This window comes from Streptomyces sp. NBC_01235 (assembly GCF_035989285.1).
GTDB lineage: Bacteria > Actinomycetota > Actinomycetes > Streptomycetales > Streptomycetaceae > Streptomyces.
Genome location: NZ_CP108513.1, coordinates 4352119 through 4364258, shown reverse-complemented (window position 1 = coordinate 4364258; position 12140 = coordinate 4352119). Strand labels below are relative to the sequence as shown.

Annotated in this window: 10 protein-coding genes; 3 read left to right on the top strand and 7 right to left on the bottom strand. The window is 71.1% G+C overall.

Annotation, left to right across the window (positions count from 1 at the left end; translation table 11 throughout):
* Window positions 1–75: 75 nt before the first annotated feature.
* From OG289_RS19145 to OG289_RS19120, 6 genes are all read right to left on the bottom strand, one after another.
* Window positions 76–885, bottom strand: coding sequence for a siderophore-interacting protein (locus OG289_RS19145; protein WP_327315245.1), 810 nt, complete (start codon window positions 883–885; stop codon window positions 76–78).
* 133 nt (window positions 886–1018) lie between these two features.
* Window positions 1019–2068 carry an ABC transporter substrate-binding protein gene (locus OG289_RS19140; protein WP_327315244.1) on the bottom strand — a complete coding sequence of 350 codons (1050 nt, stop codon included), beginning with the start codon at window positions 2066–2068 and terminating at the stop codon, window positions 1019–1021.
* A 333-nt stretch (window positions 2069–2401) separates the two neighbouring features.
* Window positions 2402–3562: an acyl-CoA dehydrogenase family protein gene (locus tag OG289_RS19135; RefSeq protein ID WP_327315243.1), complete on the bottom strand. Its 1161-nt coding sequence runs from the start codon at window positions 3560–3562 to the stop codon at window positions 2402–2404.
* 6 nt (window positions 3563–3568) lie between these two features.
* A complete protein-coding gene (locus OG289_RS19130) occupies window positions 3569–4504 on the bottom strand; it encodes a hydroxymethylglutaryl-CoA lyase (RefSeq protein WP_327320730.1) in 936 nt (311 codons plus the stop codon).
* 8 nt (window positions 4505–4512) lie between these two features.
* Entirely contained in the window at window positions 4513–6528 is a 2016-nt protein-coding gene (locus OG289_RS19125; RefSeq protein ID WP_327320729.1) for an acetyl/propionyl/methylcrotonyl-CoA carboxylase subunit alpha, read from the bottom strand.
* Window positions 6529–6542: 14 nt separating this feature from the next.
* Window positions 6543–8159: a carboxyl transferase domain-containing protein gene (locus OG289_RS19120; protein WP_327315242.1), complete on the bottom strand. Its 1617-nt coding sequence runs from the start codon at window positions 8157–8159 to the stop codon at window positions 6543–6545.
* Window positions 8160–8264: 105 nt separating this feature from the next.
* On the opposite strand from OG289_RS19120, the gene OG289_RS19115 reads away from it, so the two are divergent.
* The 3 genes from OG289_RS19115 to OG289_RS19105 all read left to right on the top strand — a co-directional run bounded on the left by OG289_RS19115 (window position 8265) and on the right by OG289_RS19105 (window position 11064).
* On the top strand, window positions 8265–8858 hold the full coding sequence (locus OG289_RS19115) for an SACE_7040 family transcriptional regulator (RefSeq protein WP_327315241.1): 594 nt from the start codon (window positions 8265–8267) through the stop codon (window positions 8856–8858).
* Window positions 8859–8987: 129 nt separating this feature from the next.
* A complete protein-coding gene (locus tag OG289_RS19110) occupies window positions 8988–10145 on the top strand; it encodes an acyl-CoA dehydrogenase family protein (RefSeq protein WP_327315240.1) in 1158 nt (385 codons plus the stop codon).
* Between the two features lie 46 nt (window positions 10146–10191).
* A complete protein-coding gene (locus OG289_RS19105; RefSeq protein WP_327315239.1) occupies window positions 10192–11064 on the top strand; it encodes an acyl-CoA thioesterase in 873 nt (290 codons plus the stop codon).
* A 9-nt stretch (window positions 11065–11073) separates the two neighbouring features.
* Here OG289_RS19105 and OG289_RS19100 read toward each other — a convergent pair whose 3' ends face one another.
* A complete protein-coding gene (locus OG289_RS19100) occupies window positions 11074–11859 on the bottom strand; it encodes a phosphatase (RefSeq protein ID WP_327315238.1) in 786 nt (261 codons plus the stop codon).
* Window positions 11860–12140 lie beyond the last annotated feature (281 nt).

The following is a 12140-nucleotide window of genomic DNA, read 5'->3' as shown; positions in this document are numbered from 1 at the left end:
GAAACCCTGCCTCTGCCGTGACTGCGATCACGCCCGTGCCCCCGCACAACTGCCTGCGGGGGCACGGTGGTTGCTCTACTCCGCCTCGCGGAGCTGTTCCTCGCTCATGCCTTGGCGCCAGTACCCGACGAAGGTGACCCGGCGCCGGTCGACGCCTCGCTCCTGGACGAAGTGCCGGCGCAACGCCTTCACGCGCCCCGACTCGCCCGCGATCCAGACGTACGGATGCGCGGTGGGCGGCAGTGGGGCTTCCCGGAGGGCGTCGACGGAACTCTCGCCGACCACCCACGTGATCCCGGCGTCCGCCGAGGTCGCCAACTCCTGCACGTTCCCGGCGTCGCGCACCTCCAGCCATGCCCGCACCCGCTGCCCGGCCGGCAGCGACGTGAGGATCGACGCGATCGCCGGCAGGGCGCTCTCGTCGCCCCACAGCACGACCAGGTCGGTGTCCTGCGGCGGCCGGAACCGGATCGCCCGGTTGTCGGCGACGGCCGGCCCCAGCAGAACGACCCGGTCCCCGGCGGCGGCCCGGGAGGCCCACGCGGAGGCGGGACCGGCGGGGGTGTGCAGCACGAAGTCGATGTCGATCTCGGCGGGGTCGCCGCGCAGCGCCCGGAGCGTGTACGAACGCATCACCGCCCGTACGCCGTCCGGTAGTTCACGCCATCCCTGCCACCAGCCGTCCCCGAGTTCGATCGGAACGGCGGGCTCCGACTGCCCCGGGTGCGGCAGGAAGAGGGAGAGGGACTGGTCACGCCCGTCGGAGAAGAAGTACTCGAGATCTTCGCCGGCGAAGGTGACCCGGACGAGCGACGGCGAGAGCCGTCGGGTCCGGACGACGTGGAGGGAGAAGAACCGAAAGGGCGCGGCGACGGCCGTGGTCATGGGGGGCTCCCGGAAAGCGTGGGGCGAGGGCGGCATCCTCGGGGGCGCGGGGCTGTGTCGATGTGCGGCTCCGCCGCGTGGGCGTGACCAGCCACGGACTGCCCGCAGTTCACCCCGTGACGCCGAGTGTCTTTCAGCTGACCTTCTTCGCCTTCTCGAGAGCCTCGGCGAGGTTCTCGAGAAGCGGCACGCACTTGTCGTACGAGAGGATCGGCTCCGGCGACCGGGCGATGACCTGACCGGCCTTCACCGCGGGCAGCTTCTTCCAGGTGGCCTTCGTGATCGCCGAAGGCTGGATCGTCGAGGAGCGGTCGTCCATCATGATGATGTCCGCCGGGTACTTGTCGACGTTCTCCCAGCTCAGCGACTCGTACCAGCCGCCACCCTGCTTCTTCGCGCTCTCCGGCGGTTCGACGAAGTTCACGCCGAGCGCCTTGAAGTACTCCAGGTCGACGGAGAGGTTGGTGCCGGAGACGTAGAAGAGCGCATCGCTCGCGGAACCGGCCATCACCTTGATGTCGGGCTTGGCCTTGGCGGCGGCGCGCAGCCGGGCGGCCGCGTCCTCGAACTTCTTCTTGGCGTCGGTGACCGCGGCCGCCGTCATGTCGGCGCCGAGGGACTCGGCCAGCTCCCACATGCGCTCCAGCGGAGCGGTCAGCTGACGGTCGTAGACGGAGACGGCGACGCTCGGGGCGAGCCCCGCGATCTTGTCCTTGGAGGCCTCGGGGACGTACCAGAGGGTGCCGGCGTTGTCGAACATCGTGGAGATGAGCACGTCCGGGGCGAGGGCCGCGTACTTCTCGACGTTGAACTCGTCCCAGACGTTGCCGAGGATCTCGACCTTGGTGATGTCCATGTCGCCGGCCTGGACGTCGGCCTTGCCGGCGGTGGTCTTCGTCGGGCCGAAGACGCCCTTGACCTGGATGCCGTAGTCGTAGAGGGCGGCGCCGACACCGGTGAACGCGACGATGTTCGCGGGGATCTTGTCGAGCTTCACCGTGGTGCCGCGGTCGTCCTTGAAGGTCCAGGGACCGGACTTGGCCGAGGCGTTGGCCGACGATTCCGAGCCGTTGCTGCCCGCGTCGTCGTCCCCGCAGGCGGCGAGCACGGTACCGAGGCCGAGGGCGCCACCGGCGGCGAGGATGCCACGGCGGGTGGGACGAGCGGCTCTGGCGTTGGACATGTCTCTGGCTACTTTCGAACGGGGCGGATCACCCGAGGACGGTTCGAATGTAGGTTAGCCTAACCTCAGCTGCTGTCCAGAGGGCGGTTCCAGGGTGCGGGACACCCGCGGTGACGCGCGCCGTCTTTCTGTGTCCTCCCTGTGGATCGAAGGCATACGGGCTTTCAGGAGCCCGGTTCTGGCCCGGGGTCGGTGTTCACCCGAGGAGGTGAAGCGGTCGGGCGGCCTCACGGGGGTGCCCATGAGGCCGCCGCACCAGCCGGCTTGAGGGCGCTCAGCGCACCGGACCCGCGATGGCAGGTCGGCTTCCGGCCATCGTTCGAACGCGCCGGGTCAGCCCGCCAGGCCCAACTCGCGGGCGATCAGCATCCGTTGCACCTCGCTCGTGCCCTCCCCGATCTCCAGGATCTTGGAGTCGCGCCACATACGGGCCACCGGGTACTCGTTCATGAAGCCGTAGCCGCCGTGGACCTGGGTGGCGTCGCGGGCGTTGTCGACGGCGATCGTGGAGGAGTAGAGCTTGGCGAGGGCCGCCTCCTTCTTGAAGGGCTCGCCGGACACCAGCCGGGAGGCCGCGTCGCGCCAGGTGAGGCGGGCGGTGTGGGCCTTCATCTCCATGTCGGCGATCTTGAACTGGATGGCCTGGTTGGCGCCGATGGGACGGCCGAACGCGTGCCGTTCCTTCGCGTACTTCACCGACTCGTCCACACAGCCCTGCGCGAGCCCGGTGGCGAGGGCCGCGATGGCGACGCGGCCCTCGTCGAGGATCCGCAGGAACTGCGCGTAACCCCGGCCCTCCTCGCCGAGGAGGTTCGCCGCCGGGACGCGGACGTCGGAGAAGGACAGCTCACGGGTGTCGGAGGCGTTCCAGCCGACCTTCGAGTAGGGCGCGGCGACCGTGAAGCCCGGGGTGCCGGACGGGACGATGATCGCCGAGATCAGCGGCCTGCCGTCCGGCCCCCGGCCCGTGACCGCCGTGACCGTGACCAATCCCGTGATGTCGGTGCCCGAGTTGGTGATGAAGCACTTGGTGCCGTTGATCACCCACTCGTCGGTCTCCGGGTCGATCCGGGCCGTCGTGCGCGTGGCGCCCGCGTCCGAGCCGCCGTCCGGCTCGGTCAGCCCGAAGGCGCCCAGGATCTCGCCGGAGCACAGCCGCGGCAGCCACTCCCGCTTCTGCTCCGGCGTGCCGAAGAGATGGATCGGCATGGCGCCCAGCGAGACACCCGCCTCCAGGGTGATCGCCACGGAGGAGTCGACGCGCGCGAGTTCCTCCAGCGCGATGCCAAGGGCGAGGTAGTCGCCGCCCATGCCGCCGTACTCCTCCGGGAACGGCAGCCCGAACAGGCCCATGCGGCCCATCTCGCGGACGATCTCGTAGGGAAACTCGTGGCGCTCGTAGAAGTCGCCGATCTTGGGCGCCACGACGTCGTGCGCGAACTCCTCGACAGTGCGGCGGAGTTCTTCCAGCTCGGGGGAGAGACGGTGGTCCATGTCGGGTCACTGCTCCTTGTGGGGCTGTGTCGTTTTACCGAGTGCGCGGACGGTGCGGGACGGGCTGGGTCGGCCCAGTTGTTCGGCCATCCACACGCTGGTGGCGACGAGACGGCCGAGGTCGACCCCGGTGTCGATGCCGAGGCCCTGAAGCATCCACACGAGGTCTTCGGTGGCGAGGTTGCCGGTGGCGGACTTCGCGAACGGGCAGCCGCCGAGACCGCCCGCCGAGGCGTCGACGGTGGTCACGCCGTGCTGGAGCGCGGCGAGGGTGTTGGCGAGCGCCTGACCGTAGGTGTCGTGGAAGTGCACGCCGATCACGTTCGTCGGCACGCCCTGTTCGTTCAGCGCGGAGAGCAGCTCCAGGACATGGCCGGGGGTGGCGACGCCGATCGTGTCGCCCAGGCTCAGCTCGTCGCATCCCATGTCCCGCAGCGCCGTGCAGACACCCACCACCTGGTGGAGCGGGACCGCCCCCTCCCAGGGGTCGCCGAAGCACATCGAGACATAGCCGCGTACGTGGGCGCCCTCGTCCTTCGCCCGCCGCACCACCGGCTCGAACACGGCGAGCGACTCGTCCAGCGTGCGGTTGAGGTTGGCCTTCGCGAAGGACTCCGTGGCGCTGGCGAAGACGGCGACGCGCCGCGCGCCCAGCGCCAGCGCCCGGTCCAGCCCGCGCTCGTTCGGCACGAGGACCGGGAGTGCCGCCGGCAGGTCGGAGACGAGCGGGAACAGTTCCTCGGCGTCGGCGAGCTGCGGCACCCACTTGGGGTGGACGAAGCTCGTCGCCTCGATCGTCGTCAGGCCCGCGTCGGCCAGCCGGCGGACGAACTCCGCCTTCACCGCCGTCGGCACCGTCGACTTCTCGTTCTGCAGACCGTCGCGCGCGCCGACCTCGTGGATCCTGACCCGCGCGGGCAGGTCCGGGGCCGGAACGACCATGGGGAGTGTCACTGGTCCTCCTCTGTCGGGGCGATGACGGCGAGCACCTGGTCCATGGCGACCGTCGTCCCCGGTGTGACGTCCAGCTCGGCGACCGTGCCGGCGTGCGGGGCGGAGATGACGTGCTCCATCTTCATCGCCTCCACCACCAGCAGACTCTGACCCGCCGTCACCTCGTCGCCGACGGCGACCTTCACGACCGTCACCGTGCCGGGCATGGGCGCGGTGAGCGAGTCGGCGCCCCCGTGCGCGGCACGGGACAGGGACGCGGCGACCGGGTCGTGGTCGCGCACCTGCCATGCGTCGCCGTCGCGCCCCAGCCAGGTGCCGTCCGGCAGGGCGGCGAAGGTGTGACGGACGTCGTCGAGCCGGAAGGCGAACCGGTGCCCGGTCTCGCGCCGCGGGAGTACGCCCCCCGACCCCCGCAGGGGTCGGTCCGCTCCGGGCAGGAGCAGCTCCGTCGCGCCGCCCGGCGTGCTGCGCACGCGCACGGTCACCGGCTCGTGGCCGGGGACCTGGAGGTGGTGCGGTGTCCAGGACCGCTCGCCGCCCAGGCGCCAGCCGTCGGCGGCGGCGAACGGGTCCGTCCAGCCGGCGCCGGCGGCGGGGGCGAGCGCGCCTTGGCGCAGCAGCGCTGCCGCCGCGTAGATCTCCGGCGGCACCGCGTCGGAGATCAGCCCGGCCACCTCGCGCTCCACCAGCCCCGTGTCCAACTCGCCCGCCACGACCGCCGGATGGGCCAGGAGCCGGCGCAGGAAGCCCGCGTTGGTCGGTACGCCCAGCGTGACCGTCTCCGCGAGGGCCGCCCGGAGCTTCCTGAGCGCGGTCTGCCGGTCCGGGCCATAGGCGATCACCTTGGACAGCATCGGGTCGTACAGGCTGCCGACCTCGGTGCCCTCGCTGAGCCCGGAGTCGGTGCGCACTCCGTCGCCCTGCGGCTCGTGCAGCCTGACGACCGTCCCGCCCGACGGCAGGAACCCGCGGGTGGGGTCCTCGGCGCAGATCCGCGCCTCGACCGCGTGCCCGGTCAGCCGGACGTCCTCCTGTCCGAAGGACAGCGGCTCACCGGCCGCCACCCGCAGCTGCCACTCCACCAGGTCGAGCCCGGTGACCAGCTCGGTGACCGGATGCTCCACCTGGAGACGGGTGTTCATCTCCATGAAGCAGTACGCCGACGGATCGCCCCCGGGGACGATGAACTCCACCGTGCCCGCGCCCCGGTACCCGCAGGAGCGCGCCGCCTGCACGGCCGCCTCGCCCATCGATGCGCGCGTGGCCTCGTCGAGGAGCACGCTCGGTGCCTCCTCGACGATCTTCTGGTGCCGGCGCTGGAGGGAGCACTCGCGCTCGCCCAGGTGCACCACGGTGCCGTGGCCGTCGGCCAGGACCTGGATCTCGATGTGCCGGGGGCGGTCCACCCACCGCTCGACGAGCAGCGTGTCGTCGCCGAAGGAGGCGCGGGCCTCGCGGCGGGCGGCGGCGATCTCGTCGGCCAGCAGCGACGCGTCCCGCACCAGGCGCATGCCCTTGCCGCCGCCGCCCGCGCTCGGCTTCAGCAGCACGGGGACGCCGATCTCGTGGGCGGCGGCGACGAGCTGGTCGTCCGTCAGCCCGCTGCCGCTCGACCCCGGGACGACGGGCACCCCGGCCGCCCGCACGGTCTCCTTGGCCCGGATCTTGTCGCCCATGAGGGAGATGGCGTCGGCGGGCGGCCCGATGAAGACCAGCCCCGCGTCGGCGCACGCCCGCGCGAAGCCGGCGTTCTCGGCCAGGAAGCCGTATCCCGGGTGGACGGCCTGGGCGCCCGTCCGCGCGGCCGCCTCCAGCAGCCGCTCCACCGACAGATAGCTCTCGGCCGCCGGTGCCGGACCGATCCGTACCGCCGTGTCGGCCTCCCGGACGTGTCGTGCGTCCGCGTCCGCGTCCGAGAAGACGGCCACCGAACGCACGCCCATCGACCGCAGCGTCCGGATGACGCGGACGGCGATCTCGCCCCGGTTGGCCACAAGCACCGTGTCGAACATCGTTGTCATGCCCCTCACATCCGGAAGACGCCGAACTGGGGTTCGCCCAGGGGCGCGTTGGCGCAGGCGGTCAGGGCCAGCCCCAGTACCTGTCGGGTCTCCAGGGGATCGATGACCCCGTCGTCCCACAGGCGGGCCGTCGCGTAGTAAGCGTTCCCCTGACGGTCGTACTGGGCACGGATCGGATCCTTGAAGGCCTCTTCGTCCTCCGCGGGCCAGGACTCGCCGCGCGCCTCCAACTGGTCCCGCTTGACGGTCGCGAGGACCGACGCGGCCTGCTCGCCGCCCATGACGGAGATCTTGGCGCCCGGCCACATCCACAGGAAGCGGGGCGAGTAGGCCCGGCCGCACATGGAGTAGTTCCCGGCGCCGTACGACCCGCCGATCACGACCGTCAGCTTCGGCACGCGGGTGCACGCCACGGCCGTCACCATCTTGGCGCCGTGCTTGGCGATGCCCCCGGCCTCGTAGTCCCGGCCGACCATGAACCCGGAGATGTTCTGCAGGAACACCAGCGGGATCCCGCGCTGGTCGCACAGCTCGATGAAGTGGGCGCCCTTCTGGGCGGACTCGGAGAACAGGATGCCGTTGTTGGCGACGATGCCCACCGGGTGGCCGTGGATCCGGGCGAAGCCGGTGACCAGGGTCTGCCCGAACTCGGCCTTGAACTCCGCGAACCGGGAGCCGTCGACCACGCGCGCGATGACCTCCCGTACGTCGTAGGGGGTGCGGGAGTCGACCGGCACGGCGCCGTATAGCCCGTAGGGGTCCACCTTGGGCTCGACGGACGGCCGCACCTCCCAGGGGAGGGGCCCGCGCGCGGGGAGCGTGGAGACGATGTTCCGCACGATCCGCAGCGCGTGCGCGTCGTCCTCCGCGAGGTGGTCGGTCACGCCCGACACGCGCGCGTGCACCTCGCCGCCGCCCAGTTCCTCCGCGGTGACGACCTCACCGGTGGCGGCCTTCACCAGCGGGGGCCCGCCCAGGAAGATCGTCCCCTGGCCGCGGACGATGACGGCCTCGTCGCTCATGGCCGGGACGTAGGCGCCGCCGGCCGTGCACGACCCCAGCACGGCCGCGATCTGCGGGATCCCGGCCCCGGACATCCGGGCCTGGTTGTAGAAGATCCGCCCGAAGTGCTCCCGGTCCGGGAACACCTCGTCCTGCATGGGCAGGAAGGCGCCGCCGGAGTCGACCAGGTACAGACAGGGCAGGCGGTTCTCCAGCGCCACCTCCTGCGCCCGGAGGTGCTTCTTCACCGTCATCGGGTAGTACGTCCCGCCCTTGACGGTGGCGTCGTTGGCGACGATCACGCACGCGCGCCCGGCGACCCGCCCGATCCCGGCGATGACCCCGGCGGCCGGGGCCTGCCCCTCGTACATCCCGTCGGCGGCCAGCGGCGCGAGCTCCAGGAAGGGCGACCCGGGGTCCAGGAGGGTGTCGACCCGGTCCCGGGGCAGCAGCTTCCCGCGCGCGGTATGGCGTGCCCGCGCCTTCTCCCCACCGCCCAGCCGCGCCGCGGCGAGCTTGCCGCGCAGTTCCTCGACGAGGACGCGGTGCGCCTCCTCGTTGGCCCGCCAGGCCTCCGACGCGGGATCCTCCGCGCTCGTCAGCTCCGGTGCCTGCTCCATCCTGCGGTTCCCCTCACCCGGTGAGACCGGTGATCGGCCGTTAATGAGCGTTAACCATTTCCTCCAGGTTAACGACCGCTAACCTCCCTGTCTAGAATTGTCTTCATGGCCACGAGAACCGACGCCCCCACCCGCCGCGAGCAGATCCTCAAGGAGGCCGCGCGACTGTTCGCCGAGCGCGGCTTCCACGGCGTCGGGGTGGACGAGATAGGGGCCGCGGTCGGTATCAGCGGTCCGGGGTTGTACCGGCACTTCCCGGGCAAGGACGCGATGCTCGCCGAGCTGCTGGTCGGCATCAGTGGCCGGCTGCTGACAGGTGCGAAACGGCGCCTCCAGGAGGCCGACGGCGTGCCCTCCGAGGCGGTCCTCGACTCGCTCATCGAGGGCCACATCGACTTCGCCCTCGACGACCGCCCTCTGATCACCCTGCACGACCGTGAGCTGGACCGCCTCCGGGACAGCGACCGCAAGCTGGTGCGACAGCTCCAGCGGCAGTACGTCGAACTGTGGGTGGAGGTCGTCCGCGAGGTCTATCCCGTCCTGACGGAACCGACGGCCCGCTCGGCGGTCCACTCCGTCTTCGGTCTGCTGAACTCGACGCCGCACCTCGGCCGGCCGGGCTCCCTGCCGGGCCGCGGGGTCACGGCACAGCTGCTGCACCGGATGGCCAGGGGGGCGTTCTCGGCCGCCGGGGCGTGACGAGCGTTACCCCGGTCCCACTCTGGACGACCTCTGTACTCGCCGGTACGGTTGCCTGAGCAAGCGCTTAGACAAGTGGCGCTTGGACAGGTCGAAGTACGCGATGCAGGTACGTGGAGGTGGCGGAGAGTGCGCCGTACGGTGTTCAACGAGGACCACGAGGCGTTCCGGGAGACCCTCCGGGCCTTCATCGAGGCCGAGGTCGTCCCCGTCTACGACGAGTGGTTCGCAGCCGGCCAGGCGCCGCGCGACTTCTACTACAAGCTCGCCGAACTGGGCGTCTTCGGCATCCGCGTCGACGAGGAGTACGGCGGCGCCGGCATCGACTCCTACAAGTTCGAGGCCGTGCTCTACGAGGAGACCGCCCGCGCGGGCGTCTCCTTCGGTGGCTCCGGCGTGCACGTGCTGCTCGGTCTGCCTTACATCAAGCTGCTCGCCACCGACGAGCAGAAGAAGCGCTTCCTGCCGAAGTTCGTCTCCGGCGAGGAGATGTGGGCGATCGCGATGACCGAGCCGGGCACCGGCTCCGACCTCGCGGGCATGAAGAGCACCGCCAAGCTCTCCGAGGACGGCACGCACTACGTCCTCAACGGCTCCAAGACCTTCATCACCGGTGGCGTCCACGCCGACCGCATGATCGTCTGCGCCCGTACCTCCGCGCCCACCGCCGAGGACCGCCGCCACGGCATCTCCCTCTTCGTGGTGGACACCAAGGCCGAGGGCTACTCGGTCGGCCGCAAGCTGGACAAGCTCGGCCTGAAGACCTCCGACACCGCCGAGCTGGCGTTCGTCGACGTCAAGGTGCCCGTCGAGGACCTCCTCGGCGAGGAGAACAAGGGCTTCTACTACCTTGGCCACAACCTCGCCTCCGAGCGCTGGGGCATCGCCTACGGCGCGTACGCGCAGGCCAAGGCCGCCGTCCGGTTCGCCAAGCAGTACGTGCAGGAGCGCGTCGTCTTCGGTCAGCCCGTCGCCGCCTTCCAGAACACCAAGTTCGAGCTCGCCGCCTGCCAGGCCGAGGTGGACGCCGCCGAGGCCGTCGCCGACCGTGCCACGGAGGCCCTGGACGCCGGTGAGCTGACCCCGGCCGAGGCCGCCAGCGCCAAGCTGTTCTGCACCGAGGTCGCGCACCGCGTCATCGACCGCTGCCTCCAGCTGCACGGCGGCTACGGCTTCATGAACGAGTACCCGATCGCCCGCCTGTACGCGGACAACCGCGTCAACCGCATCTACGGCGGCACCAGCGAGATCATGAAGTCGATCATCGCCAAGGACATGGGCCTGTAAGGCCCCCGAAACCCCAGGAAATGACTGGCGGGTACAACTGTCTCCCATGAGCCAGGCACTTCAGGATCTCCTCGATCTGCTCGACCTCGAGCAGATCGAGGAGAACATCTTCCGCGGCCGGTCCAGGTCCGCCGTCGTCCCCCGCGTCTTCGGCGGGCAGGTCGCGGCACAGGCGCTGGTCGCCGCCGGACGGACGGTCCCCGAGGACCGTCTCGCCCACTCCCTGCACGCGTACTTCCTGCGCACGGGCGACCCGGGCGCGCCCATCGTCTACACGGTCGACCGGATGAACGACGGCCGTTCCTTCACCGCGCGCCGCGTCGTGGCCGTCCAGCACGGACAGCCGATCTTCGCGCTGTCCGCCTCCTTCCAGCGGTACGAGGAGGGCTTCGAGCACCAGGCCCCCATGCCGCCCGCCCCGGACCCCGCCACGCTCCCCACCTCCGAGGAGCGGCTGCGCGGCTACGACCACCTCGCCCCCGAGATCGTCGAGAAGTTCCTGGAGGCACGCGAGGCCGTCGACCTGCGCTACGTCGACGAGCCGCCGTACGGCCAGTACGGCGCACCGCGCGAGCCGCACTCCCAGGTGTGGTTCCGCGCCAACGGCAAGCTGGCCGACGACCCTCTCCTGCACGTCGTCCTCGCCACCTACGTCTCCGACATGACGCTCCTGGACTCGATCCTCCTCGCGCACGGCCGCGGCGGCTGGGCGGTCGGCGACGTCGTGGGCGCGTCCCTGGACCACGCGATGTGGTTCCACCGCCCGTTCCGCGCCGACGAATGGCTCCTCTACGACCAGGAGTCGCCGTCCGCGCACGGCGGCCGGGGCCTCGGCCAGGCCCGCATCTACACCCAGGACGGCCGCCTCGCCGTGTCGGTGATCCAGGAGGGCGTGGTCCGCGTCCCCCGGCGGGACTGACCCGCCGAACTACAGGCCCGCCTCCGCCAGCAGGTACGCGACCACCGGGTCGTAGTGGCGCGGGCTGACGACGTGGTCGTCCAGGGGGACCGCCACCTGGACGGTGCCCTCCGCCTCGCCGATGAACAGCGCCGGGTCGTTGCAGTCGGCGTAACCGACGGAGTCGACGCCGTGCCGGCCGGCGTAGCCCGCCCAGCCGTGGTCGGCGACGACCAGGTCGGGCAGCGGGCGCCCCTCGCGCTCCAGCGCCGTCAGGATGGCCTTCATCGGCTCGCCCGAGTGCGTGTGCCACAGCGTGGCCCCGTGCTCGAGCACCGCCACGTCCGCGACCTGCCAGACGTACCCCTCGTCCGTCTGCAGCCCCTCCGGGATGACGACGATCTCGCAGCCGGCCGCGCGCAGGGCGGCGGCCGTGGCGCGGTGCACGTCGAGCAGACCGCCCGGGTGGCCGGTGGCGAGCAGGACCCGCTGCCGCCCCTCGGCCGCCTTGCGCAGCCGGGCCGCCAGCCGGTCCAGGCCGTCGACCGTCAGCTCGGGGTCGATGGTGTCCTGGCCGTAGCGGTACTCGGGATCGTCGTTCACGCCGACCCGCTCCGCCATCACCGCGAGCACGTCCTGCTCGTCGCTCCAGCGGTCGCCGAGTTCCAGGCCGAGCCAGAAGTTGCGGACGCCGTTCGCGAGTTGGCGGTAGTGCGAGAGGTTGTTCTCGCGAGGAGTGGCGACGTCCCCGGCGATACGGGTTCTGACGAGGTGGTCGACGAGTTCGGCGCGGCTGGGCGTCCCGGGTATCGGCATGGTTCCCATTGTGGGGCAGCGGACTGTGCGCGTCTTCGCTGTTCCGGACGCTGGGACACGCGTCACTCACTGGTGTTCGAGGGCGAACCACGGCTCCATCCGTACGTCCGGATCGTCCAGGTCCGTCCCCGGCGGCGCCGCGCAGCCTTACGGGCCGCAGGGCCGCAGGGCATCAGGGCGGCGAAGGGAACGGGCGGGGTCGGGGAACGGCGGGCTGCTCCGACTCGATGTACGTTCTCTCCACTCCATGGCTCGCGGATGGACGAAACGTACAGTTCGCA

Bases quoted from the DNA above. Each gene is read 5' to 3' on its own strand.
- OG289_RS19140 (WP_327315244.1), bottom strand. From the start codon at position 2,068: ATGTCCAACGCCAGAGCCGCTCGTCCCACCCGCCGTGGCATCCTCGCC.
- OG289_RS19115 (WP_327315241.1), top strand. From the start codon at position 8,265: ATGGCCACGAGAACCGACGCCCCCACCCGCCGCGAGCAGATCCTCAAG.
- OG289_RS19130 (WP_327320730.1), bottom strand. From the start codon at position 4,504: ATGGTCGTTCCGGCCCCGGACCTGCCCGCGCGGGTCAGGATCCACGAG.
- OG289_RS19120 (WP_327315242.1), bottom strand. From the start codon at position 8,159: ATGGAGCAGGCACCGGAGCTGACGAGCGCGGAGGATCCCGCGTCGGAG.
- OG289_RS19105 (WP_327315239.1), top strand. From the start codon at position 10,192: ATGAGCCAGGCACTTCAGGATCTCCTCGATCTGCTCGACCTCGAGCAG.
- OG289_RS19100 (WP_327315238.1), bottom strand. From the start codon at position 11,859: ATGCCGATACCCGGGACGCCCAGCCGCGCCGAACTCGTCGACCACCTC.
- OG289_RS19125 (WP_327320729.1), bottom strand. From the start codon at position 6,528: ATGTTCGACACGGTGCTTGTGGCCAACCGGGGCGAGATCGCCGTCCGC.
- OG289_RS19145 (WP_327315245.1), bottom strand. From the start codon at position 885: ATGACCACGGCCGTCGCCGCGCCCTTTCGGTTCTTCTCCCTCCACGTC.
- OG289_RS19135 (WP_327315243.1), bottom strand. From the start codon at position 3,562: ATGGACCACCGTCTCTCCCCCGAGCTGGAAGAACTCCGCCGCACTGTC.